The sequence below is a fragment of the Aggregatibacter valvarum genome (assembly GCF_980468985.1).
Window position 1 is genome coordinate 863971 of the sequence record NZ_OZ413141.1, and the last position, 23340, is coordinate 887310.

At 40.4% G+C, this 23340-nt stretch carries 25 protein-coding genes; 15 read left to right on the plus strand and 10 right to left on the minus strand.

What is annotated here, in order from left to right; translation table 11 throughout:
* Positions 1–47: 47 nt before the first annotated feature.
* Complete coding sequence (locus AC30SF_RS03965; RefSeq protein WP_489607630.1) at positions 48–1250, minus strand: acetate kinase; 1203 nt, start codon at positions 1248–1250, stop codon at positions 48–50.
* 292 nt (positions 1251–1542) lie between these two features.
* Between AC30SF_RS03965 and yfbV the strand changes: the two genes are divergently transcribed.
* The 3 genes from yfbV to purF all read left to right on the plus strand — a co-directional run bounded on the left by yfbV (position 1543) and on the right by purF (position 4235).
* Positions 1543–1986 (plus strand): terminus macrodomain insulation protein YfbV, encoded by a 444-nt coding sequence (yfbV, locus tag AC30SF_RS03970; protein ID WP_209362664.1) that lies wholly within the window; start codon positions 1543–1545, stop codon positions 1984–1986.
* 178 nt (positions 1987–2164) lie between these two features.
* Complete coding sequence (locus AC30SF_RS03975) at positions 2165–2710, plus strand: CvpA family protein (protein WP_489607631.1); 546 nt, start codon at positions 2165–2167, stop codon at positions 2708–2710.
* Between the two features lie 13 nt (positions 2711–2723).
* Positions 2724–4235, plus strand: coding sequence for an amidophosphoribosyltransferase (purF, locus tag AC30SF_RS03980; protein WP_489607632.1), 1512 nt, complete (start codon positions 2724–2726; stop codon positions 4233–4235).
* 90 nt (positions 4236–4325) lie between these two features.
* Here purF and AC30SF_RS03985 read toward each other — a convergent pair whose 3' ends face one another.
* From AC30SF_RS03985 to AC30SF_RS04000, 4 genes are all read right to left on the minus strand, one after another.
* Positions 4326–4631, minus strand: a complete 306-nt coding sequence (locus tag AC30SF_RS03985; RefSeq protein ID WP_489607633.1) for an ArsR/SmtB family transcription factor — start codon at positions 4629–4631, stop codon at positions 4326–4328.
* 114 nt (positions 4632–4745) lie between these two features.
* Positions 4746–5276 carry a rhodanese family protein gene (locus AC30SF_RS03990; RefSeq protein ID WP_489607634.1) on the minus strand — a complete coding sequence of 177 codons (531 nt, stop codon included), beginning with the start codon at positions 5274–5276 and terminating at the stop codon, positions 4746–4748.
* A 69-nt stretch (positions 5277–5345) separates the two neighbouring features.
* Entirely contained in the window at positions 5346–5537 is a 192-nt protein-coding gene (locus AC30SF_RS03995; protein WP_290521763.1) for a YgaP family membrane protein, read from the minus strand.
* A 565-nt stretch (positions 5538–6102) separates the two neighbouring features.
* Positions 6103–6657: a nitroreductase family protein gene (locus tag AC30SF_RS04000; RefSeq protein WP_448757287.1), complete on the minus strand. Its 555-nt coding sequence runs from the start codon at positions 6655–6657 to the stop codon at positions 6103–6105.
* Positions 6658–6787: 130 nt separating this feature from the next.
* Between AC30SF_RS04000 and sppA the strand changes: the two genes are divergently transcribed.
* The 5 genes from sppA (at position 6788) to dapD (ending at position 12299) form a co-directional block, all read left to right on the plus strand.
* Positions 6788–8674 (plus strand): signal peptide peptidase SppA, encoded by a 1887-nt coding sequence (gene sppA / locus AC30SF_RS04005; RefSeq protein WP_489607635.1) that lies wholly within the window; start codon positions 6788–6790, stop codon positions 8672–8674.
* Between the two features lie 123 nt (positions 8675–8797).
* Positions 8798–9421, plus strand: coding sequence for an L-threonylcarbamoyladenylate synthase (locus tag AC30SF_RS04010; RefSeq protein ID WP_021616807.1), 624 nt, complete (start codon positions 8798–8800; stop codon positions 9419–9421).
* 38 nt (positions 9422–9459) lie between these two features.
* Positions 9460–10440, plus strand: a complete 981-nt coding sequence (gene rluB / locus AC30SF_RS04015) for a 23S rRNA pseudouridine(2605) synthase RluB (protein ID WP_489607636.1) — start codon at positions 9460–9462, stop codon at positions 10438–10440.
* 25 nt (positions 10441–10465) lie between these two features.
* Complete coding sequence (gene cysB, locus AC30SF_RS04020; RefSeq protein WP_021616805.1) at positions 10466–11437, plus strand: HTH-type transcriptional regulator CysB; 972 nt, start codon at positions 10466–10468, stop codon at positions 11435–11437.
* A 34-nt stretch (positions 11438–11471) separates the two neighbouring features.
* Complete coding sequence (gene dapD, locus AC30SF_RS04025; RefSeq protein WP_489607637.1) at positions 11472–12299, plus strand: 2,3,4,5-tetrahydropyridine-2,6-dicarboxylate N-succinyltransferase; 828 nt, start codon at positions 11472–11474, stop codon at positions 12297–12299.
* Between the two features lie 543 nt (positions 12300–12842).
* Here the strand turns inward: dapD and lysM are convergent.
* Positions 12843–13304, minus strand: coding sequence for a peptidoglycan-binding protein LysM (gene lysM, locus AC30SF_RS04030; protein WP_489607638.1), 462 nt, complete (start codon positions 13302–13304; stop codon positions 12843–12845).
* A gap of 137 nt (positions 13305–13441) precedes the next feature.
* Here lysM and ypfJ point away from each other — a divergent pair, with 137 nt between their 5' ends.
* The 4 genes from ypfJ (at position 13442) to AC30SF_RS04050 (ending at position 16198) form a co-directional block, all read left to right on the plus strand.
* Entirely contained in the window at positions 13442–14269 is an 828-nt protein-coding gene (gene ypfJ / locus AC30SF_RS04035) for a KPN_02809 family neutral zinc metallopeptidase (protein WP_489607639.1), read from the plus strand.
* Between the two features lie 162 nt (positions 14270–14431).
* Positions 14432–14866, plus strand: coding sequence for a hypothetical protein (locus AC30SF_RS04040; RefSeq protein ID WP_489607640.1), 435 nt, complete (start codon positions 14432–14434; stop codon positions 14864–14866).
* Between the two features lie 290 nt (positions 14867–15156).
* Positions 15157–15390 (plus strand): DUF7683 domain-containing protein, encoded by a 234-nt coding sequence (locus AC30SF_RS04045; protein WP_489607641.1) that lies wholly within the window; start codon positions 15157–15159, stop codon positions 15388–15390.
* A gap of 130 nt (positions 15391–15520) precedes the next feature.
* Positions 15521–16198 (plus strand): hypothetical protein, encoded by a 678-nt coding sequence (locus AC30SF_RS04050; RefSeq protein WP_489607642.1) that lies wholly within the window; start codon positions 15521–15523, stop codon positions 16196–16198.
* A gap of 150 nt (positions 16199–16348) precedes the next feature.
* Here the strand turns inward: AC30SF_RS04050 and AC30SF_RS04055 are convergent, their stop codons facing one another.
* The 4 genes from AC30SF_RS04055 to AC30SF_RS04070 all read right to left on the minus strand — a co-directional run bounded on the left by AC30SF_RS04055 (position 16349) and on the right by AC30SF_RS04070 (position 20444).
* A complete protein-coding gene (locus AC30SF_RS04055; protein WP_489607643.1) occupies positions 16349–17023 on the minus strand; it encodes a DUF799 domain-containing protein in 675 nt (224 codons plus the stop codon).
* Positions 17020–17430, minus strand: a complete 411-nt coding sequence (locus tag AC30SF_RS04060) for a DUF4810 domain-containing protein (RefSeq protein WP_489607644.1) — start codon at positions 17428–17430, stop codon at positions 17020–17022. The genes AC30SF_RS04055 and AC30SF_RS04060 overlap by 4 nt, the downstream gene beginning before the upstream one ends.
* Before the next feature lie 10 nt (positions 17431–17440).
* The gene (locus AC30SF_RS04065) at positions 17441–18106 is read right to left on the minus strand and encodes a CsgG/HfaB family protein (RefSeq protein WP_314953621.1); all 666 of its coding nucleotides are present in this window, start codon (positions 18104–18106) and stop codon (positions 17441–17443) included.
* Between the two features lie 574 nt (positions 18107–18680).
* The gene (locus AC30SF_RS04070; RefSeq protein WP_489607645.1) at positions 18681–20444 is read right to left on the minus strand and encodes a DUF262 domain-containing protein; all 1764 of its coding nucleotides are present in this window, start codon (positions 20442–20444) and stop codon (positions 18681–18683) included.
* Positions 20445–21068: 624 nt separating this feature from the next.
* Here AC30SF_RS04070 and AC30SF_RS04075 point away from each other — a divergent pair.
* The 3 genes from AC30SF_RS04075 to AC30SF_RS04085 all read left to right on the plus strand — a co-directional run bounded on the left by AC30SF_RS04075 (position 21069) and on the right by AC30SF_RS04085 (position 23314).
* Positions 21069–21515, plus strand: coding sequence for a YcgN family cysteine cluster protein (locus tag AC30SF_RS04075; RefSeq protein WP_489607646.1), 447 nt, complete (start codon positions 21069–21071; stop codon positions 21513–21515).
* A gap of 129 nt (positions 21516–21644) precedes the next feature.
* Positions 21645–22955 (plus strand): NCS2 family permease, encoded by a 1311-nt coding sequence (locus tag AC30SF_RS04080; RefSeq protein ID WP_489607647.1) that lies wholly within the window; start codon positions 21645–21647, stop codon positions 22953–22955.
* A 2-nt stretch (positions 22956–22957) separates the two neighbouring features.
* Entirely contained in the window at positions 22958–23314 is a 357-nt protein-coding gene (locus AC30SF_RS04085) for a DsrE/DsrF/TusD sulfur relay family protein (RefSeq protein WP_111294819.1), read from the plus strand.
* Positions 23315–23340 lie beyond the last annotated feature (26 nt).

A 23340-nucleotide genomic window follows, 5' to 3' on the forward strand; every position in this document is an offset into this window, starting at 1 on the left:
AGTGAAAAAGAAACTGCCGAATACATCGGCAGTTTATTGATTACGTTTTAGATACAAAGACGTGCGGTGTCTTGTGCGATCACTAATTCTTCATTGGTTGGAATCACCATGGCGATTGGGGTGTTGTCAGCGGTAATCACGCCTTCGTTACCAAAACGGGCAGCCATGTTTTTCTCATTATCCAATTTATAACCGAACAATTTTAAGTGCGCTAAGGTGAGTTCGCGTACGTGCGCAGAGTTTTCACCAATACCACCGGTAAAGACGATGGCATCCAAACGCTCACCGATAACGGCCATGTAAGAACCGATGTATTTCGCTAAACGGTAGCAATAAACATCTAATGCACGTTTTGCCGGGATTTCTTTGTCGTAGTTGTCTTCGGCATAACGGCAGTCGCTAGTGACTTCGGTTAAACCAAGCAAACCGGATTTTTTCGTTAAGGTGGTGTTGATTTCTTCAACGGACATGCCGAGGGTGTCGTGCATGTAGAAAACGATAGCCGGGTCAATGTCACCACAACGGGTACCCATGACTAAACCTTCTAACGGGGTTAAACCCATAGAGGTATCGATACATTCGCCATGACGAATTGCGGATACGGAACCGCCGTTACCTAAGTGGCAAGTGATCACGTTTACTTTGTCTTCTGCGACGCCTAAACGTTTTGCTGCTTCACGGCTGACATAATAGTGGCTTGTACCGTGTGCACCGTAACGACGAACACCGTGTTCGCGATATAAAGAGTAAGGTAATGCGTATAAGTACGCTTCTTCCGGCATGGTTTGATGGAATGCAGTATCAAATACCACCACGTTTTTCTCTTTCAAATGCGGGAAGAGTTTGAATGCTTCTTTGATACCGATTAAGTGTGCCGGATTGTGTAATGGGGCAAATTGAATTGCATCTTCGATGCCTTTAACCACTTCATCAGTAACGATAACAGAGGATGTGAATTTTTCACCGCCGTGTACGATACGGTGACCGATAGCAACAACGCCTTTTTGTAATTCAGGATCAAGCGAGAAAATGTTATTAACAACAAAATTTAACGCTTCGGCGTGAGCGGCACCGGCACCTAAATCAGCCTGTCCTTTTTCGCCGTGTAATTTCCATTTGATACGGGCTTCAGGTAAGTAAAACGCTTCGGCTAAGCCGGACAATTTTTCTTCGCCGGTGGCAGGATTCAAAATAGAAAATTTTAATGAAGAGCTACCACAATTGAGGATTAGGACTAATTTTTCAGACATAAGCGACCTATACGGGTTTGAGTTAAACAAAATCCGTCCAAATAGTGAACGAATAATAGAAAATTAAACCGCCATAGAATACACCCTTCACCTTTTAAAATAAATTCTTAACATCAAAAAATGCGACCTGAATCAAAAAAATTTAGCAATTTTTTTACATTTCGTAAGTGATTCATTTTTCCTGAAAAAAGATTACCAAAGAAGAGGTATGAATATGGAAAATTAAAAAATCCGTCGGTTTATGTTATGTTGAGCAATCTGACATTGAATTGACACAAAGGATAAGCAGGACATGGGTTTTTATCGCACATTAAAAGCGGGACAACACTATTTAAACATTTGGCCTTTAGAGCCTAAATTAGGCGCTATCTTCCCCGAAAATCGCGTTATTAAAGCCACTTTATTTGCCCAGAAAATGATGCCGTTTCTTGCGGTTTTATTTGTGGTGTGGCAGCAAATATATGCACGAGGGGATAATATGGCGCTTGCTGTTGCCGTATTGAGTGCATTATTTGCGTTATGTTTACCGCTACAGGGATTTTATTGGCTGGGCAAACGCGCACAAACGCCATTGTCCCCTCAAAGTGCGGTCGGTTTTCACCACGTTTTGGAAAAATTAAAAGAAAAGCAAGAAGTCATACCGAATTTTTCCGATAAGCCTACTTATTTGGATTTAGCCAACTTACTGAAAATGGCTCAGAAAAAATTACCACGGGATTTTTGGCAAGATCTTTAATTCCCCGGTTTTTTCTATATTCCCAAACATAACAATGGTATAGTGATGCCCCTTTGCTTCTTTTATGCAAAAGGGCGTTTTTTAGCGCATAAATTTTTGCGCAAACGTTTCCGTTTTTTGCTAGAATACCGCCCGTTGCAAATAGAAGTGTCGTTTTCAATACTTTAGAGATGGTTTGATGATTGATTATATTATTATCGGCATTATTGTTTTTTCCGTTCTTGTCAGCTTATTGCGCGGTTTTGTCCGCGAAGTGATGTCATTAGCCAGTTGGGTTGTGGCATTTTTTATTGCAAGTAATTTTTATGTGTATCTGGCGGGTTTATTAACCTCCATTGAATCCTTGTATATCCGTAACGGTGTCGCCATTGCGATCTTATTTATTGCCTCATTGATTGTCGGCGGCATCGTAAATTATGTGTTAGGTCAGTTAGTGGATCGCACCGGTTTAAGTGGTACAGACCGAGTCCTTGGCGCTTGCTTCGGGCTATTACGTGGCGTGCTTATTGTGGCGGCAATGTTATTTTTCTTGGATATATTCACCGCATCAAATCAAAGTGATTGGTGGAAAGAGTCAAAATTAATACCGCACTTTCGTTTTGTGGTGGATTGGTTCTTCCAACAAATACAAGCCAATTCCAGTTTTTTAAATTCAACCTTGAATTTGGAGCAAGTGACCACACCGGCTTCAAATCCAACCCCAACTTCAACGCAGAATCAGTAGAGGAACAACGTGTATGTGCGGTATTGTCGGTATTGTCAGCCAAACCCCGGTAAATCAAGCCATTTATGATGCCTTAACGGTATTACAACATCGTGGGCAGGATGCGGCGGGCATTGTCACCATTGATGACGAAAATCGCTTTCGTTTGCGTAAGGCGAACGGCTTGGTGAGTGATGTGTTTCAACAAGTGCATATGTTGCGCTTGGCGGGCAATACCGGTATCGGTCATGTACGCTATCCGACAGCAGGAAGTTCCAGCGTCTCTGAAGCGCAGCCGTTTTATGTAAACTCGCCTTATGGCTTAACCTTGGTACATAACGGAAATTTGACCAATTCATTGGAATTAAAAGAGAAATTATTTAATCTTGCACGCCGTCACGTTAACACGAATTCTGATTCGGAACTTTTACTGAATATTTTGGCATACCATTTGGATCAACCGCAAAAATACGCGTTAACGCCGCAAGATATTTTTAATGCAGTGAAACGAACCCATGAAGATATTCGTGGCGCGTATGCCTGTATTGCGATGATCATTGATCATGGCATGGTGGCGTTTCGTGATCCCCATGGTATTCGTCCTTTGGTGTTAGGTAAACGTGAAGAGCATGGCAAAACCGAGTATATGTTCGCTTCGGAAAGCGTGGCGTTAGATGTTGTGGGATTTGAGTTTGTGCGTGATGTGGCGCCGGGAGAAGCCATTTTTATTACGTTCAATGGTGAGTTGTATGCACAACAATGTGCTGACAATCCTGTGTTAACGCCGTGTATTTTTGAATATGTCTATTTTGCCCGTCCGGATTCTTGCATTGATGGTGTTTCCGTGTATGCCGCCCGCGTGCATATGGGACAACGTTTAGGGGAGAAAATCGCTCGTGAATGGCAAGATATCGACATTGATGTCGTGATCCCTGTGCCGGAAACCTCAAATGATATTGCATTGCGTATTGCTAATGTGTTGAACAAACCTTATCGCCAAGGCTTTGTAAAAAACCGTTATGTTGGTCGTACATTCATTATGCCGGGGCAAGCGCAACGCGTGAGTTCGGTTCGCCGTAAATTAAATACCATTGCCGCAGAGTTTAAAGGCAAAAATGTCTTGTTGGTGGATGATTCTATCGTGCGGGGAACCACCTCTGAACAAATTGTGGAGATGGCTCGCTCAGCCGGCGCGAAAAAAGTGTATTTTGCTTCCGCCGCACCGGAAATTCGCTATCCGAATGTGTATGGCATCGATATGCCAACACGCAGCGAATTAATCGCCTATAAACGTAACACCGATGAAATTGCAAAACTGATTGGTGTTGATAAATTAGTGTTCCAAGACTTAGCGGATTTAACCGGTTCCGTACAACAAGAAAATCCGGCTATTCAAGCATTTGATTGCTCGGTGTTTACCGGCTGTTATGTTACCGGCGATATTACAGAAGCCTATTTGGATAATATTGCTGAACAACGTAATGATGCGGCAAAGAAAAAACGCGAAAAGGATTCTTCTAATCTTGAGATGCACAATGAGAGATAAAGAGGAAATGGTTTAGATAAACTTGTCCAAGTTAAACGATACAAAAAACGCAGCGTTAAATCTGCGTTTTTTTGTATTGGGTGATGAGAATCATACTTTTTCGGAGGGAACTTCACAGAAAAAGCGATGTAATACGTTGATCATCTCAGCAACTTTCGGATCTTTAATGTAATACACGCGCTCCCGATGTTTGACCTCGCTCGCCACTAATCCGGCTTTACGTAAAAGGGCTAATTGGTTCGACATGGCTGCCTGCGGCATATTCAATTTGACGGTTAATTCGGTGACGTTATAGCGTTGTTCGTGTAAACAACACAAAATCGCCAAGCGATTCGGATTGGCCAACAATTTTAAAAAGGTACTGGCTTCGTGACTTTTTTCGAAAATATCTTTCATCAGATCCTATTTCAGTATTTACACATTGTGGGAATAAGAGCGCGCATTTTACACGTCCTGTCCGCTGAAACCAATAACTGATCCGTTTTTTTAGCAATTCCACGCGCTAATTGGTTAGCGTCGGTTCCATGGCATAAGAGAGAGAAGTTTTGCCATACCACAAAAACCGCTTATTCCGGCAAAGGTGAGGCCGGCACCGACAAATGCGGGTAGCCAATAAAAATAAGGCGAAATCCACCACCCCAACAACGAGCCCAGTAAAATTAAGCTTCCTGCCACGATTTGGACTTGGCGCATAATCTCAATGGGTTGTGACGGATTAAATCGCGTAGCAAGCCCGGCGTTTTTCCAACCGGTTATCCCATCTTGAAGCAGATAAGCTTCACAATGATTTTCTTGTGCCAACTTTTTCAAAAAGTCAGCTTGGCCGGCGGTTCTTGCCCCGGATTCACAGTGAAAAATAAGGCAACTTCCTTGTTTTAAGGTTTTGCTCAATCCTTGATGTTGTAATTCGGCCAGCGGTTGTAGAATTGAACCGTCGATATGTTCGCGGTGATATTCTTCCGGTTGACGAATATCGATTAATATGGCGCCGGCAGCTAATTTGTCTTTTGCTTCCATGGCGGAAATGATGGAAATCGTCATCGTATGTGTTTTTCTCAGAATCAATAAACAAGCGGCATCATTACCAAGAGGAAATGATGCCTTAATGCATTATTTTTTTAATGGGCAGGTGTTAATGCCAAGTAATGAATAAAGACCACAGCGTGAGAAGAGTCCGGTCAATAACGGCACAACACCAATCCATCCCCACCAACCGATGACGTTCGTTAACGTGAGTGCGATAAGAACGACCCCTAATAGGATACGGATGACTTTATCTATACCACCAACGTTTTTGTTCATATTTGTCTCCTTAGTTTACATTAATAATTAACAAAAATTTAACATATAAAGATTATATTATATGATGTGAATGATTGTCAAAATTTTTTTACGCATTGAGCTTATTTTTTATAACAACAAATGAGGAGCAGCATGAGAAAGCTTCATTTGTCATATTAAAATAACAAAAAAACAGACCGCACTTTGATTGCTTAGAATCGTAGCGTGCAACTTGTTGCACGAAATCATGAATGCCCGAAAGCGTTAAATAACATTCCGTGCGTAATTTGGTCGTGCATCAAGATGCACGCTACGCATGAAATCGTGAATTACGCATCGAGGTTAATTATTCGTGCAACAAGTTGCACGCTACGAGGGGGTAAATAATCGTCCTATATGTTGAGTTTCGGTTGTCAGCCTTGTTCATTATGTAGCAGGGATTTTTCTGTTCATCGCTTAAGCTATTTAGCTCCATAGGCTATGCGTATGGTTTTTATAGCCAGACCTTGGCTGGCTATAATAAAAAACAGACCGCACTTTGATTGCTTCGTCAAGTGCGGTCTGTTTTTGGGGTATTTTTACAACATTAAAGAGAAGACACAAGGCCATCTAAATTTAACGTTTTTTTCTCTCTTTCCAATTTATCTTCAGCAGATCCGATCATCAAAAAGCCGATGATTTTATCTGCGGTATCGCATTGGAATGCTTGGCGTAAGTCGCTCCCGTCCAGCCAAGGGCCGCTAACCCAAACGTTTTTAAAGCCTAAGGCATTCGCCGCTAATTGAATGGCATAGGTCGCGCAACCTGCACAAAGCAACTGTTCCCATTCCGGAACTTTTTTAATATTCGGATCGATTTTGGCAACAACACCGATGATCATCGGGGCGCGGGTCGCTAGGTTTTCGGCTTTTTTCAAGCGTTCTTCACCCAGGTTCAGCTCATGTACGGCGCTTTTTAATAAACGGCTTAATTCCGTCATTTTATCTTGCTCAATGACAATAAAACGATAAGGTTGCAGCCTGCCATGATCAGGGCTGCGCAATGCCGCTTGAAACATTTGGGTTAATTGGTGTTTATCGGGGGCTGGAGCGCTCAGTTTTTTCTCCGAATAACGCTCGGTAAGCAATTTTAATGCATCCATGATTGTCCTTCATTTGTGGGTGAGACGAAAAGTGCGGTGGATTATAGCACAGTTTATTTTTTCCGCGTGTTTATTGCGCAGGCGGTTTGTGGTATTTTAAGCATCCTTTTGGATCGCTTTTTGAGGTGGTATGAACGTCATTTTATCTTGTATTAAGTTCGCTTGGCGAATATTAAATTTTATTCGTGATTTGGTCATGAATTTGGTGTTTCTTGTTTTCGTTTTAGTGCTTTTATCTGTTGCAACCTTGATGATTGGCGCAGATAAGTCGGAAAAAACTGTGCTAAGAGGTGATCAAGGGGCGTTATTGCTCAATTTAGATGGCTATTTAGCCGATAATCGCGATGAGAAAAACGATTTCAAAACCCTTTTAAAAGAGCTGGATGGGCAAAATATTCCGCAACAATATTCTACTTTTGATATGGTATATGCGATTGATTCTGCCGCACAAGACGACAATATTCGCGGTTTAGTGCTGGATTTGAATTTTTTCCAAGGCGGTGATTTGCCGGCGCTGGAATATGTGGGCGAGGCGATTGAAAATTTCAAAGAAAGCGGCAAACAGGTGATTGCTTATGCGGATAACTATAATCAAGCGCAATATTTCCTTGCCAGTTATGCCGATGAAATTTATATGAACCCGACAGGTTCCGTGTCTATTGATGGTTTGGCACAGGAAACGCTGTATTTTAAAGATATGCTCGATAAACTCGAAGTGAACCCGCACGTCTTTCGCGTAGGCACCTACAAATCGGCAGTTGAACCGTATTTACGCAATGAGATGTCCGATGAAGCCAAGGCGAATTTACAACGTTGGTTAAATACCATGTGGAATCATTATAAGCAACGTGTGGCAGAGAATCGTGATATTCAACAAAGTGCCGTTGCACCGGACGCGCATACGTTTTTAACCGAATTGAAAGCGTTAAAAGGTGATACCGCGGCCTATGTGAAGCAACGCAAGCTCGTAACCGGCGCAATAGATCGTTTAAATTTAGATAAAAAACTGACCGCACTTTTTGGTGAAGATAAGGATCATCATCCGAAAATGGTGGATTACGAGAGATATTTAGCCTCTTTGCCGGATCGTATGCATGGGGAAACCGACAACCAGATTGCAGTAGTGAATGTAGAAGGTGCTATTATTGATGGTGACAGCGACGAAGAAAATGTGGGTGGCGATACAGTTGCCAAATTGTTACGCCAAGCTTATGACGATGACAAAGTGAAAGGCGTGGTGTTGCGTGTCAATAGCCCCGGTGGCAGTGCGTTTGCCTCGGAGATCATTCGTCAAGAAGTGGCACATTTACAAAATGCCGGCAAACCTGTGGTGGTTTCCATGGGCGGTATGGCAGCTTCAGGTGGCTATTGGATTTCCTCTACAGCCGATTATATTGTCGCCGATAAAAATACGATTACCGGCTCAATCGGCATTTTTGCCATGTTGCCGACCTTTGAGAACACCATTAAGAAAATGGGGATTACCGCAGATGGCGTAAAAACCTCTGATTTAAGGTTCAGTTCATTATTCTCACCTTTATCGCCAACCTTAAATGATGTTATTCAGTTGGAAATTGAACATGGCTACGATCAATTTTTAACGAAAGTCAGTGAGGGGCGCCATTTAACCAAGGCGCAAGTGGATAATATTGCGCAAGGTCAGGTTTGGCTAGGCTCTGAAGCGCTTGAACATAAATTGGTAGATGAGCTTGGGACATTAGATACGGCCATCGGTAAGACGATTGAATTAGTGAATGAAAAACGGGCAGAAAAAGATAAACTCGATGAAGCCTCATTCTCAGTGGAATGGATTGTGGATGAAGACAGCTCATTATTGAAAAAAATGTTACGTGACTTCAAAGGCGATGCGAAAACTTGGGCGCAAGGTTTCGTGCTTGAAAGCGTTGGATTACCGAAAGCGTTCACGCAGTTAACCAAACCGCTTGGCACATTAACTCGCTTTAACGACCCAAAAGGGCAATATTTGTATTGTTTGACCTGTGGTTCAGTGAAGTAAAGTGCGGTCAATTTTTCAATCATTTTAAATCGGCGTGATATAGGGTTTCTGTAAAACAAACCGTTATCCCGCCTTATTTGAAACTGGTATAATGCCTCGCTATTTACTCGGAGAGTGAAGAATATGAGTCAATTTTTTTATATCCATCCCGAAAATCCGCAAGCCCGATTGATTAATCAGGCAGTTGAAATTTTGCGTAACGGCGGTGTCATCGTGTATCCGACCGATTCCGGTTACGCCTTGGGATGTATGATCGGCGATAAGCACGCCATGGATCGTATCGTGCAAATTCGCCAGCTACCGGAAGGGCACAATTTTACGTTGGTGTGTAGTGATTTGTCAGAATTATCCAATTATTCGTTGGTGACCAATTCTGCCTATCGTTTAATTAAAAATAACACGCCCGGTCGTTATACGTTTATTTTAACGGCTACGAAAGAATTGCCACGTCGTTTAATGACATCGAAACGTAAAACCATCGGCATTCGTGTACCGGATAATCAAATCGCCCTAGATTTATTGAAAGCCTTAGGCGAGCCGATTTTGTCTTGTTCTTTGATGTTGCCGAATGAAGAACATATCACCCAATCGGATCCGGAAGAAATCCGTGATCGTTTGGAACGTCAGGTAGATTTAATTATTCACGGTGGTTATTTAGGGCAAGAACCCACCACAGTGGTGGATTTAACCGAAAGTACACCGGTGATTTTACGCGAAGGCAGCGGCGCCATTACACCATTTATTTAATCGATAACAGACGCTTGGGAAAGCGACAACGAGGATTTATGAAAGCCACAACACAAAAACGCACGTCAAATCGACCGCACTTTTCAGCCAATAATAAAGAAAAAACGATGGGAGCCAAACCCCGTCAATCTGCGCTCAAACCTGTCAATAAATCCATGGCAGCAGAGGGCGAAAAATTACAAAAAGTCTTAGCCCGTGCTGGGCAAGGTTCCCGCCGTGAAATCGAAGCCATCATTGCAGAAAATCGCGTGAGCGTGGACGGCAAAATCGCGACCTTAGGCGATCGCATTAACGTGCATTCCGGCGTAAAAGTGCGGATTGACGGCAACTTGATCAATCTTACCCAAGCACAAAAAGAAGTGTGTCGGGTGTTAATGTATTACAAACCGGAAGGGGAGCTTTGCACCCGCCATGATCCGGAAGGGCGCGCAACGGTGTTTGATCGCTTGCCTCGTTTAAACGGCGCACGTTGGATTGCGGTGGGGCGTTTGGATATTAACACCTCGGGTTTATTGTTATTCACAACGGATGGCGAACTGGCAAACCGCTTAATGCACCCAAGCCGTGAAGTGGAGCGAGAATATTCCGTGCGTGTCTTCGGGCAAGTGGATGAAGCGATGTTAGCTCGCTTAAAAAAAGGCGTGCAATTAGAAGATGGCCCGGCAAATTTTAAAGACATTAAATTTGTGGGTGGCGTGGGGATGAACCAGTGGTTTGATGTGACGTTGATGGAAGGGCGCAACCGTGAAGTTCGTCGTTTGTGGGAATCTCAAGGCATTCAAGTCAGCCGCTTGATTCGCATTCGTTATGGCAATATTAAATTAATGAAAACCTTGCCGCGTGGCGGTTGGCAGGAAATGGCGTTAGATGAAGTGAATTATTTGCGTGATTTAGTGGGGCTACCACCGGAAACAGAAACAAAAGTTGATGCCCATAAACAACGCCGTAAACCGAAAGCCGGACAGATTCGTAAAGCCGTCAAACGCTATTCGGAACTCAGTAAACGTTATAAAAAATAGTGCTCATGATTAACGAGAGGAAACCATGAAATTTCAGCAACTTCGCTATGTGGTTGAGATTGTGAATCAAAATTTTAATGTGACGGAAGCGGCAAATGCCCTGTTTACCTCACAACCAGGAATCAGTAAGCAAGTTCGCTTATTAGAAAGCGAGCTTGGATTGGAAATTTTTGAGCGTAACGGCAAACATATTAAAGGGCTAACGCCTCCGGGAAAGCGCATTGTCGCCATTTCTCGAGAATTAATGATGAAAATGCAAGGCATTCGTTCAATTGCCGATGAATATACGAAGCCGGATCATGGGATGTTACGCATTGCCACAACGAATACGCAAGCACGTTATATGTTGCCATCGGTGGTGGAGCGTTTTTCTAAGCGTTACCCGAATGTGAGTCTGCATATTCATCAAGGTTCGCCTTCACAAATTTACGATGCGCTATTATCAGATGAAGTGGATTTGGCGATCACCACCGAAGCGCAGTATTTATTTGATGGGGTAGTCTTATTGCCTTGTTATTTATGGAATCGTTCTGTGATCGTAAGGCCTGATCACCCCTTAGCGAAATGCGAACAGCTGACCATTGAAGAATTAGGCAAATACCCACTGGTAACCTATACGTTTGGTTTCACCGGCGTATCGGATTTAGATTATGCGTTTAATGGCGCTGGGATTTTGCCAAATATCGTCTTTACGGCAACGGATGCCGATATTATTAAAACCTATGTACGCATGGGATTGGGCGTAGGTATCATGGCATCCATGGCGCATACTGCAGCAGATACGGATCTCGTTGCCATTAAAGCGGATCATCTCTTCCGCCCAAGCATGACCCAAATCGCTTTTAAGAACAGTGCGTTCTTACGTAATTATATGTATGATTTTATTACTTATTTTTCACCGCACTTAACCCGTGAAAACGTAGAAAAAGCAGAACGTCTGCACGATAATAATGCGGTGAAAAAACTTTTTGATAACGTCACATTAGATGTTTTATAACGTTTATTTAACTCACATTGATATAGGAAAAAACATGTCAAATTTACAACAAATCATTGAAAATGCGTTTGAGAAACGCGCAGAAATTACACCGAAAACCGTTGATGAACAAACCCGTGCTGCCATTGAAGAAGTGATCGAAGGCTTAGATTGTGGCAAATACCGTGTCGCCGAAAAAATTGATGGTGAATGGGGCACTCACCAATGGTTGAAGAAGGCGGTGTTGCTCTCTTTCCGTATCAATGACAATCACATTATTGATGGCGCAGAAACCAAATACTACGACAAAGTCGCTTTAAAATTTGCCGATTACACAGAAGAACGTTTTCAACAAGAAGGTTTCCGTGTCGTGCCTTCTGCCACCGTTCGCAAAGGCGCATACATTGCTAAAAACACAGTATTAATGCCATCTTACGTGAATATTGGGGCGTATGTGGGCGAAGGTACAATGGTGGATACTTGGGCAACAGTCGGATCTTGCGCACAGATTGGTAAAAACGTCCACCTCTCCGGTGGCGTAGGGATCGGTGGCGTGTTAGAGCCATTACAAGCCAACCCAACCATTATCGGCGATAACTGCTTTATCGGCGCACGTTCTGAAGTAGTAGAAGGGGTGATTGTTGAAGACGGTTGTGTCATTTCCATGGGTGTCTTTATCGGGCAGTCCACCAAAATTTATGATCGTGAAACCGGCGAAATTCACTATGGTCGCGTGCCGGCAGGTTCCGTTGTAGTGTCCGGTAGCCTACCGTCAAAATGCGGTAAATACAGTCTTTATTGTGCCGTTATCGTGAAAAAAGTGGATGCCAAAACCTTAGGCAAAGTCGGTATTAACGAGTTATTGCGTTCTATTGAAGAATAGTTAAAACACAATAAAAAAAGACCGCACTTATACCATCAAGTGCGGTCGTCTATTTAAACGTTTTTAAATCATACTATAAGTACGTAGCGTGCATCTTGATGCACGAAGAAACCACATACAGAACGTTATTTACCCCTTTCGGGCATTCACGATTTCGTACGTAGCGTGCATCTTGATGCACGATGAAACCACATACAGAACGTTATTTACCCCTTTCGGGTATTTACAATTTCGTGCGTAGCGTGCATCTTGATGCACGACAAACCACGCACAGAACGTTATTTACCCCTTTCGGGCATTCACGATTTCGTGCGTAGCGTGCAACTTGTTGCACGACCAAACCACGCAAGGAACGTTATTTAACCCTTTTAGGTTTCACAATTTCGTACGTAGCATGCAACTTGTTGCACGACCAAACCACGCACAGAACGTTATTTAACCCTTTCGGGTATTTACAATTTCGTGCAACAAGTTGCACGCTACGATTCACTTAAAACACAATAAAAAAAGACCGCACTTATGTCATCAAGTGCGGTCGTTTATTCAAAAGTTTTTAATAACACTATAAGCTTTCCGTAAACGAATTTTTTGCCCCGGGAAGATTTTATCTGCGTCTTTAATTACTTCTTTATTTGCCGTTACGATCGCCGTGTATTTATTGCCGTCACCGTAATGTTTTTCAGCGATTTTCCAAAGGGTATCGCCTTTTTGGATGACATAAAATTCATCATCGCCGGCAAGGTTTTCACCGTTTTTTACCGTCACGTCATCAATATTGACGTTACTGATGCCGATGATGTTACCCGCCATTAATACCGCTTTTTCTAACGCATCGGCAGAGCTCGCCACGCCCGAAATTTTCGCCACGCCGTTTTCGACTTTCACCGCCACATCCGCAACGCCCGGGTTGTCTTCGTTAATGTGGTTGGTTACTGCGGCGGAAGCCTCTTCTTCTTTGCTAAAAATTTTTTTGCCAATATCGCCGACAAAATCAAATAATCCCATTTTTATCTCCTTATTGATTCATTGAGGGGATCTCAACATACCCAATTCAGCCGTATAAGTCTAGGAATAAAATGTTAGGTGGGAAAAAGGGTTCTAGATTAAAATAGCGCGAATTTAATTTGAAAATAGGAAAGCTTATGCGTTGGCAAGGTCGTAGAGAAAGTTCAAATGTGGAAGATAGACGCTCCTCGGGCGGTGGTTTCGGTGGCGGAAAACCGACCGGTATTTTGGGGCTGATCATTATTTTGGTCGGCGCTTATTATGGCGTGGATTTATCAGGTTTGGTCGGTGAGATGGAGGTGGGCACTACGCAAAGTTCACCTTTGCAATCACAGCAAGAAGACCAATTATTTAAACTCTCTAAAGTGGTGCTGGGCGACACAGAGGAAGTGTGGTCCACATACTTTTCCAAAAATAACAGACAATATGTAGAACCTCGAATGGTTATCTACAACGGCGTAACCCCGACGGCGTGCGGCACGGGGCAATCTGCCATGGGGCCATTTTATTGTCCGAATGATCAACGGGTCTATTTGGATTTATCGTTTTATAACGACATGAAAAATAAACTGGGTGCAGCCGGCGAATCTGCGTTTGCTTATGTGATTGCCCATGAAGTGGGGCATCATGTACAGAATTTATTCGGCACGTTGACACAAGTGCATCGTCTGCAAAGTCGTTCATCCCGAGCAGAAGCAAATCAACTTTCCGTGAAATTGGAACTTCAGGCGGATTGCTATGCCGGCGTGTGGGCATCACAAGCGGTAAAAAGCGGTTTATTTGAACGTGGCGATATTGAAAAAGCGTTTAATGCCGCGGAATCGGTAGGCGATGATCGTTTGCAAAAACGCAGCCAAGGTTATGTGGTTCCTGATAGTTTCACCCATGGCACCTCAGCCCAGCGTTTGCAATGGTTTAAAGTGGGGCTAACTAGCGGCAATCCGGCACAATGTAATCCCTTTTAGCGGTTGGCAGAAATAAAAAGTGCGGTGAATTTTTGAGGCGTTTTTCAATGCAGAAAAACATATTGAAAACTGACCGCACTTATTCATCAAAAAGGCTGATATTGACGGTGTGTCGAAATCGGCCTTTGATTTATTCAAATCAGATAGCGTAGGGGATAAGTAATGTTTTTATCATTAAATAATTCAATGATTCTTGTTTTTGATTTGAAACAGAATAATTTAAAAAATAAAGAGTATGTTAAGAATGTTCAGTTATTAATGTTGGATAATAAGCCTTTCGGCTTGAAAGGTAAATATGGTTTATATGATTCTAGTGAGTGGTGGGAGAATATTAAAGAAGGAGTTCTACCAAATAGGGTTATTAGAGGAGAGATAATTAGATTATATAAATCTGGTCAAGGTAATAATGGAAGATTTAATGCATTTGAATTAATGTTAGGTGATGGTAGTAAATGGACATCTGGTATTTATGTAAATGATGAATCTGACTTTAAACTATTTAAAATAGGGAAAAAAGTATCAATATTTTATATTCTTGAAGAGCTTAAAACTGGGGATGTAATAGATTTAGTTGTTGAAATGTCAGTTAGCATTTAGGAAATGTTTTAGAGAATAGGTATTTTAAAAGGTTAGATCTGAATAAGTATCATGAATAGCTTAAAAGGTTATGCATATTTACCCCAGATAGGGCGCGTCCCCAATGATAGCGCAAGCGTCCACGCTTGTGCTGTTTAATAAAAAAATTGCGAATTTTACCCATAAACGTTGAGAGAACTAATGTTCAAAATCCTTTGGATTTTGTGACCGCACTTTTAGTTGATAGGCACAAGCGAGGACGCTTGCGCCATCGTGGGGGAGATAGAACCATAGTATAGAGATGATATGATATGATGCAAAAAGTTAGAAGATATATTGAAATATATAGTAATGTTACTGATGAAATCCTTTTAAGAATAGAAATAAAAATAGGCGCAAATCAGATAAAGGAATTTATATCTATTGATTCAGATGATCCTGATGCATTGGGAGTTTATTCATTAAATGATAATGACTTAAAGAAATTTGGGATCACTAATTATGATGGAGCTTCTATAAGCTTTTTCATAACTTCTGAGTTATAGGTCATAATGTTAATTTACTAATAGATGTCTTTAATATGATACTATAATAGTATCATTTGAAAATTATTTTAGCTTGACAGTTTAATGTGCGAAAAATTATGGCATAAACTTATAAATAGGTAAGACAAAGATGATTATCGGAAACCCAGGGGTATATGATAGAAAAGGGGACTTTAATAGCTTTGCTATTCAAATATCTAATATTTTAGATACAGATTACTTTTCAGTTAACCTGTGTATTGATATGAACATTTATCCACCTCAATTGGCTTCTAATAAAGCAAGCTATCTTATTGATTACTTTCATCCTGAATTAGAAATTTTTTCCAATATAAATGATGAGTTATTTCATTTAGATGATAGGGATTTAATGATTAATCTAATGGCAAATGGATTTGGGTATATATATGCTATTGAGCAGTTAATAAAAGACAATAAAATTGATTATCAAGAATTTGTAGATAATGAAGATGTTTTTTTTGAAAAATTGAATCTAGTTAAACAGAGTGGAGAGGTAAACCCATATTTATGGGAGATAGACTATATGGAGTATGTAAACAAAGGGTTTTATCCGTTTATAATAAATAGCTCTAGCGGTTTTTCTAAAGTAATTGTTATTTTTAATAAGAATAGAAATTATAATTTAGATTATATTGAGGATAGATTATCGCTTTCTAACATAAGATCAAGTAAGAGTGTCGATTTCTTTGATGAACAATTTTGGGATGTAAAGGTTTCTTGTGTTAAGAGTGATGAGTTAAATCTAATAATTAATAAGGTTCATTCTGTGTTGAGTAGTTTTAAATAATATAATATGTTCCAAGATAGCGCGCGTTTCCTAACGCGTGCTTGTATCCCATTAAAATAGATAAACAAAGTATAACTGACCGCACTTATTCATCAAAAAGGCTGATTTTGACGGTGTGTCGAAATCAGCCTTTGGTTTATGTAAAGGGGATTATTTAGGCATCTTTAATTGAGGATCTTGTCCGTATAATGGATGTCTTGGGCCGTAAAGCAAGCAGCCATTACAAGAACGACCTAACATATTTCCGGTTGCCCATCCTGCCACTTTATATCCTTTATCAGACACGTTATTGGCAATCTGTTTAACGACTGCGGTTACCAGCATAGCAAGCGCGTTACCGTTGTTATTGCTTTCAGCATCGTCCGCATAGCCTTTGCCTTCCCACAAGGTTTTACTATTGCGTAAGTCAACGAGTTTGCCACTCACTTTCACTCTGGTCACGCTGTCGAACACTTGGTAATTCACACCGTAGTCGTCCACATTAATGTAGAGCACGGCATCGGCACCAAAAATCTCGCGTAATTTTTGTGGGTTGACGTTATGAATTTCTTGCGCTTGTGTTAACCCGTTATTTTTAAAGGTTTGATAAACAAGAGCCGGTGGAAAAACATAGTAACCATTTTCAGCCAATGGCGAAATGGCTTGTGCCAACACAGCCGGGGAGCCTTTTACATCATTGGTTGTATCGGTTGGAAGCAATACAAGAATAGAGTGCGGTTTGCTCTCTAAATAGTTGGTGTAGTCATACGGCGTTGGCTTCATTGTAGAACACGCAGAAAGCAAAAATGCGCAAGTCATGGCTAAATAGAGTGAAATTTTTCTCATTTTTTCTCTCCTTTTTTCGTTTTTTTATTTGCGCGATTTTCTTGGGCTGTCTCTACTTTTTTTCCTTTATTTAACAGGAAATTGATGTATTGCGTCGATTCAGGAAATAGGCTCATTTCTTTTTGATATGATTCAGCCATTTTTCCCGGATTCCCTAATTGCCCATAAAGAAGTCCAATTTGTGCGTATAAACCGGGTGGCACTTTGTTACCGCCATCCAGTTGAGCCAGTTCTTCTAATTTTTGCAGTTGTTCTTGCGGATCACCTTCTTGTGTTAGGTGTTGATAAACAGAAGAAGGATAAACATCACCATTCCAAGTGTAGAGCGAGTGTTGTTTGTTCCCTGATGAACATGCCGTCAATACAGCAACGGCAGACAAACATGCAAGAAGTGTTAATTTCTTCATCATCTAACCCTTAATTAGCCGGTTTCCATTGACCTGCTTCAACTCCTGAAACAAGGTTGTTTACCGCTTCACGAATAGCTAAATCTAATACTTTACCATTGAGTGTAGAGTCGTATCCTGATGTACCGCCAAAGCCTAATACTTCACGGTTGGAAAGATTGTATTCGCCGGCACCTTGAACGGAATAAACCACTTCGGATGTTTGGGTGTTGACAATATTTAAGGTGACTTTTGCGTAAGCCACTTGTTGTTTTCCCCGACCTAAAATACCAAATAATTGTTGGTCGCCAACGGTTTTACGGCCAAATTCCGTTACATCACCGGTAACCACATAATTTGCGCCTTTTAAGGTTTGTTTTTTACCTTTGATTTTCGCTTCTGCGGCAGTTTCAGACATATTGGTGCGATCTAACACACTAAAACGGCCTGATTGTTGTAAATGAGAAACTAAAATCGTTTTTGCTTGATTTCCTAATTGATCGCCATCAGAGAATACGCCATTTTGATAGCTTGAACGGTTGTCAAATTTGCCGACAGAAATCGGCGCTTTTACGCCATGATAAGCCGTGTTGTAGCTGGTGACTTTTTGTACTTCTACGGTACGGGAGCCTTCAGTTGCACAGCCTGCTAATGCTAAAATACTTGCTGATAATAAAACCGGATAGAATTTTTTCATCATAGAATCCTTATATATTTATGAATAAAAAGTGACCTGAATATCAAGATCGTTGCATTTTAAAGAATTTATTGTTCCTTCGCTATCGAATTTTCTGCGGAATTTATGTAAGTTAATCATCTTTTAGCGGTTTTTTATCAGTTTTAAAAAACAATTTAAAAACGCACCGCACTTTATTAAACCAATCAGGAGAAACCTTGTGTTATTTAAAAAAATATTCGGCATGATTCAATTTAGCGGCTATAAAAGTTTTTCCGGCTTATACGATACCCCTGATGGCGCAAGCGTCCACGCTTGAGCCATTACAATCTATTATACCTAGATAGCGCGCGTCTCCTGACGCGTGCTTACATCTAGCTAAAAATAAATAAACTGAATGAAGTTATTCATGAAAATAGTAAAAATCTGAATTAAATGAAATTGATGTTTTGGGCACGCGTCAGGAGACGCGCGCCATCGAGGGGGCAGATCAACTTCTCTGTTCCTTTATCAAATTAATAATGCATGCTTCTCTGCATGAATTCGTAGCTAATCATATGTAAAGAAACAGTGCTTTTACAAGTCACATTGTAGACTACTTCATGCCAAAAGCAGTAATAATAGAATTATAAAACTGACTAGCCAACTCTTTTGCTCGTTTTTCAGAAGATTTCTGATCCCAACCTGCACTATTTCTATACTTAGAAACAAAATCTCTAACTATCTCTAATTCTGACTCCTCAAATAATTTTAATTTAGCTTTAAAACTTTTCGAATCACATTTTGAGTTGATTTCTGGTCCTAAGGGTATAAGGTTACCTATTCTATGCTCCCAAGCTTTCTTAGCACTTCCTTTTATTTGAGATTGCGGAGTAATATGTTCTAAACTCATATTGTTTATAGATAATTCCCCAGTATTTCGATACACAAACATCTCAAGATGCATAAATATAAGGTTAATCGTTTCTTTATCTTTCAAGAAAGAGAGTTTCGTAAACTTATCTAAAACAAGAGATTCTGGTATTAGTTTTAGTTTTTCTTTAAGTTTCGCCTCTAACTCTCTTATAATTGTTACTATTTCTTTATTATCTCCTGTGCATTTATAAATTCTTCTGGCATATGTAGCATAGCTTCTTTCTAGACCTGATTTAGGAGAGGATGTTATTCCAGAATGAATAAAATGAAATATTGATATTTTATTAAGAATATCTTTTAAATTTTTTAAACTGATTCTTTTATTCTTCCATAACTGAAGCAATACAAGAATTAACGGTCTTGCTATTTTAATATTAAAAACCTCTAGTTTTTTTAGCGATTCATAAATCTCCTTATGCTCCAAATTCTTCCAGTCTTCTTTATTAGGTAATGCTATCTTTAGATACTGTTGTGATGAATTTAATAAGTCGAGTAAAAACTCATTATATTTTTCTTCACTGCATTCCACCTCATCTAGAAAACTTCCATAAATATCAGACTCAGAAGCTCTCTTGTACTTTGCATTCCAATACTGATAGAAAAAGTAGGTTAATGTTTCATTTTTAATACTCTGAATATTTTCTTTTATACTAATCCAACTTTCCTTTGCAAAATCACTGGGATGAGTAGAATCTAAAACAGAAAATAATTCATTTTTTATAAGATCAATATACTCTAAATTTTTTCCTTTAGCATTCAAAGTTTGAAATATCTTTTGCGAATCTTTCTTATTATCTACCGTGATATAAATTGTTTCACATAATTTTAACTGCTCTCGTAAAACCTGCAAAAAACCCAAAGGGTCATTTTTTCCATTGCCATTTACTATTTCATCTTTAATTTTATTATAAAAGAAATTATAGGCCTTATTTAACCTCTTATTTTCAAGAGGCGAAAGATCAATGCTATTTTTAGATGCTTTATTCTTTTTTCTAAATTGTATTTCATTAGGAAGGAATTCACTATTGTTTTCACTTTTTAATTTAAAAAATGGATCATCATTTGTATCTTTTCCTTCGATGTATCTATAACAGGTATTACTAAATTTTTCGTATTCCTTTCCATTTTGTGCTGTTTTAGCCAATTCATCTCCAATATTAACCAAAGCAGATAAAAAGATAGTTATCGTTGTAATTCTTTGTTGCCCATCAATAATATAATATTTTGAATCTGTATCTTTTATTAAAACTAATGATCCTATAAAATATTCCTTAGCTTTGAATGGGGTACATTCATAATCAATCTGTTCATTAATATCCTCCCAAAATTCCTGGATCTGTTCTTCTTCTTCCCAAGAATATTCTCTTTGATATCTTGGTACAACATACTCTCTCTCTAAACTTAAGATATCCTGTATAATTTTAGGTTCCGCATTAAAATTCATTATATATTCTCCAATAAAAACAGATAGTAGGTGAAATATTATCTATTTTTTATTAAAATTTCTGTGAGCAATCTCACATTATTTGAAATTTACTTTAGCATTTTTAAAAATTTGCATCTCCGCTACACTTTCTCACAAACCTTCCGAGTACCATTAGTTGCTCACTGCATAGAGGGCACGTTCTAGGTACGGCATCATTGCTGCAATATGACCGTCTACGTTTAATCCCCCTTGATGGCGCAAGCGTCCACGCTTGTGCCATTACAATCTATTATACCCAGATAGCGCGCGTCTCCTGACGCGTGCTTACATCTAGCTAAAAATAAATAAACTGAATGAAGTTATTCATGAAAATAGTAAAAATCTGAATTAAATGAAATTGATGTTTTGGGCATGCGTCAGGAGACGCGCGCCATCGAGGATTTTGATGAAGAAGGGCGTTTGTCTCAGCTGAAAGGGTAGTGTGAGAGAAAGTGCGGTCAATATTGAGGATGTTTTTTAATTGAAAAAACACGTTGGATTTTGACCGCACTTTTGTGTTTTTACGACTAGGGCGGCATTTGTCACAAGTGATATTCCTGACTATAATTCCTGCGTTTAAAATCAAATCATGTCAATATTCCTATGCAATTAGAACCTAATTTTTGGCAGCGCAAAAAACTACTTGAGATGAACGATGACGAATGGGAGGCATTATGTGATGGTTGCGGCAAGTGTTGTTATCGTAAATACATTGATGGCGAAGGCAAATATGAGTGTTTGTATTACACCCGTATCGCATGCAATTTATTGGATTTGGAAACAGGGAAGTGTGGTAATTATTCGAAACGTTTTGAGTTAGAAGAGGATTGCACCAAACTGACCAAAGACAATTTACCTGAATTTGGTTGGCTGCCAACGACTTGTGCCTATCGTTTGCTTTATGAAGGAAAATCGTTGCCGTCATGGCACCCGTTAATTAGCGGCGATCCTGAAAGCGTTAAACGTGCAGGCGTGTTAATCCAAAACGGCATTCATGAATGTGATGTGATTGATTGGTTTGAGTTTGTTGTGGATGAAGATGACATGTAACTCTTGCCGGGCATTTGACAATAAACCCGTCGCAGTCTTTCTGATCTTTTGCTAGAATCAGCGGGAAAAACACCTTTCTTATAACCTTGTTTTTCATCGTTTTTATTTTATCTCTGATTGGAAATTACAATGGAAAATCAATCTTTTCTACAACAATTCTTTAAATTAAAAGAAAAAGGAACCTCCTCCAAAACGGAAATTATTGCCGGAATCACCACTTTTTTCACCATGGTGTATATCGTTTTCGTGAACCCGTCTGTGTTGGGGGATGCGGGCATGGATAAGCAAGTTGTCTTTGTGACTACTTGTTTAATCGCAGGCTTCGGTACGATTGCCATGGGGTTATTCAGTAACTTGCCTATCGCGTTAGCGCCGGCAATGGGCTTGAATGCCTTCTTTGCTTATGTGGTGGTCGGTAAACTTGGCTATTCCTGGCAAGTGGGCATGGGCACCATTTTCTGGGGTTCTGTCGGCTTATTGCTATTGACTCTCTTCCAAATCCGTTATTGGTTGATGGCATCTATTCCGCTCAGTTTACGGGTCGGCATTGGTGCGGGGATTGGTTTCTTTATCGCCTTAATTGGTTTCAAAAATATGGGCTTGGTTGTTGCAAATCCTGCAACCTTGGTTGCTTTAGGCGATCTACACAGTCCGCAAGTGTTATTGGGCATTCTTGGCTTCTTTATTATCGTGGTGTTGGCAGCACGCAATATTTATTCCGGCGTGTTAATTTCTATCGCAACGGTGACCGCACTTGCATTGTATTTTGACGAAAGCGTGATGTTCCATGGCATCGTTTCCATGCCGCCGGCATTAACTCAAGTGGTTGGCCAAGTGGATATTGCCGGTGCTTTGGATACAGCACTTATTGGTATCATCTTCTCTTTCTTATTAGTGAACTTATTTGACTCTTCCGGTACCTTGCTCGGCGTGACAGACAAAGCAGGTTTTAGCGATGAAAAAGGGCATTTCCCGAAAATGAAACAAGCTTTATATGTTGATAGCGCAAGCGCCGTTGTTGGTTCTTATATCGGTACTTCTGCGATCAGTACTTACATTGAAAGTGGTGCAGGCGTGTCTGTCGGTGGACGTACCGGTATGACAGCGGTTGTTGTCGGGGTATTGTTTTTACTGACGATCTTCTTCTCACCATTGGCCGGTATGGTACCTGCTTATGCTACAGCGGGCGCATTGGTTTATGTGGGTATTTTGATGGCATCCAGCTTAATTAAAGTGCAATGGGACGACTTAACAGAAGCGACTCCTGCCTTTATTACTGCTGCGATGATGCCATTTACATACTCCATCACCGAAGGAATTGCTTTTGGTTTCATCAGCTATTGTGTGATGAAACTCGGAACGGGGCGTTGGCGCGAAGTGAATGCACCGGTTTGGGTGGTTTCTTTATTATTCTTAATTAAATTTATCTGGGTAGGTTAATGATGCAAAAACTTCTTTTTATTTTAAATGAATCGCCATACGGCACAGAAAAAAGCTTCAACGCATTGCGTTTAGCCGTGAATTTGCAGGAAGAACATGGCAAGGAAGTAGAAATTAAAGTGTTCTGTTTTGGTGATTCTGTGTTAAGTGGCATTGCCGGTCAGCATCCAAATGAAGGGTCTAACGTACAACAAGTGATGGAAATCTTGGTGGCACAAGGCGCAGAAGTTAAACTTTGCACAAGCTGTACCAAAGCGCGCGGTTTATTTGAAGCCAAATTAATTGACGGCATTACTCGTGGCACTTTAGATGATGTTTCCAAATGGACGTTATGGGCAGATAAAGTCGTTAATTTCTAACGAGGCTATTGGGCGGATTGAGTTCC

Excerpts from the sequence above, each read along its gene's own strand:
- AC30SF_RS03965 (WP_489607630.1), bottom strand. The coding sequence starts at position 1,250 with ATGTCTGAAAAATTAGTCCTAATCCTCAATTGTGGTAGCTCTTCATTA.
- yfbV (WP_209362664.1), top strand. The coding sequence starts at position 1,543 with ATGGGTTTTTATCGCACATTAAAAGCGGGACAACACTATTTAAACATT.
- AC30SF_RS03975 (WP_489607631.1), top strand. The coding sequence starts at position 2,165 with ATGATTGATTATATTATTATCGGCATTATTGTTTTTTCCGTTCTTGTC.
- purF (WP_489607632.1), top strand. The coding sequence starts at position 2,724 with ATGTGCGGTATTGTCGGTATTGTCAGCCAAACCCCGGTAAATCAAGCC.
- AC30SF_RS03985 (WP_489607633.1), bottom strand. The coding sequence starts at position 4,631 with ATGAAAGATATTTTCGAAAAAAGTCACGAAGCCAGTACCTTTTTAAAA.
- AC30SF_RS03990 (WP_489607634.1), bottom strand. The coding sequence starts at position 5,276 with ATGACGATTTCCATCATTTCCGCCATGGAAGCAAAAGACAAATTAGCT.
- AC30SF_RS03995 (WP_290521763.1), bottom strand. The coding sequence starts at position 5,537 with ATGAACAAAAACGTTGGTGGTATAGATAAAGTCATCCGTATCCTATTA.
- AC30SF_RS04000 (WP_448757287.1), bottom strand. The coding sequence starts at position 6,657 with ATGGATGCATTAAAATTGCTTACCGAGCGTTATTCGGAGAAAAAACTG.
- sppA (WP_489607635.1), top strand. The coding sequence starts at position 6,788 with ATGAACGTCATTTTATCTTGTATTAAGTTCGCTTGGCGAATATTAAAT.
- AC30SF_RS04010 (WP_021616807.1), top strand. The coding sequence starts at position 8,798 with ATGAGTCAATTTTTTTATATCCATCCCGAAAATCCGCAAGCCCGATTG.
- rluB (WP_489607636.1), top strand. The coding sequence starts at position 9,460 with ATGAAAGCCACAACACAAAAACGCACGTCAAATCGACCGCACTTTTCA.
- cysB (WP_021616805.1), top strand. The coding sequence starts at position 10,466 with ATGAAATTTCAGCAACTTCGCTATGTGGTTGAGATTGTGAATCAAAAT.
- dapD (WP_489607637.1), top strand. The coding sequence starts at position 11,472 with ATGTCAAATTTACAACAAATCATTGAAAATGCGTTTGAGAAACGCGCA.
- lysM (WP_489607638.1), bottom strand. The coding sequence starts at position 13,304 with ATGGGATTATTTGATTTTGTCGGCGATATTGGCAAAAAAATTTTTAGC.
- ypfJ (WP_489607639.1), top strand. The coding sequence starts at position 13,442 with ATGCGTTGGCAAGGTCGTAGAGAAAGTTCAAATGTGGAAGATAGACGC.
- AC30SF_RS04040 (WP_489607640.1), top strand. The coding sequence starts at position 14,432 with ATGTTTTTATCATTAAATAATTCAATGATTCTTGTTTTTGATTTGAAA.
- AC30SF_RS04045 (WP_489607641.1), top strand. The coding sequence starts at position 15,157 with ATGATGCAAAAAGTTAGAAGATATATTGAAATATATAGTAATGTTACT.
- AC30SF_RS04050 (WP_489607642.1), top strand. The coding sequence starts at position 15,521 with ATGATTATCGGAAACCCAGGGGTATATGATAGAAAAGGGGACTTTAAT.
- AC30SF_RS04055 (WP_489607643.1), bottom strand. The coding sequence starts at position 17,023 with ATGAGAAAAATTTCACTCTATTTAGCCATGACTTGCGCATTTTTGCTT.
- AC30SF_RS04060 (WP_489607644.1), bottom strand. The coding sequence starts at position 17,430 with ATGAAGAAATTAACACTTCTTGCATGTTTGTCTGCCGTTGCTGTATTG.
- AC30SF_RS04065 (WP_314953621.1), bottom strand. The coding sequence starts at position 18,106 with ATGAAAAAATTCTATCCGGTTTTATTATCAGCAAGTATTTTAGCATTA.
- AC30SF_RS04070 (WP_489607645.1), bottom strand. The coding sequence starts at position 20,444 with ATGAATTTTAATGCGGAACCTAAAATTATACAGGATATCTTAAGTTTA.
- AC30SF_RS04075 (WP_489607646.1), top strand. The coding sequence starts at position 21,069 with ATGCAATTAGAACCTAATTTTTGGCAGCGCAAAAAACTACTTGAGATG.
- AC30SF_RS04080 (WP_489607647.1), top strand. The coding sequence starts at position 21,645 with ATGGAAAATCAATCTTTTCTACAACAATTCTTTAAATTAAAAGAAAAA.
- AC30SF_RS04085 (WP_111294819.1), top strand. The coding sequence starts at position 22,958 with ATGCAAAAACTTCTTTTTATTTTAAATGAATCGCCATACGGCACAGAA.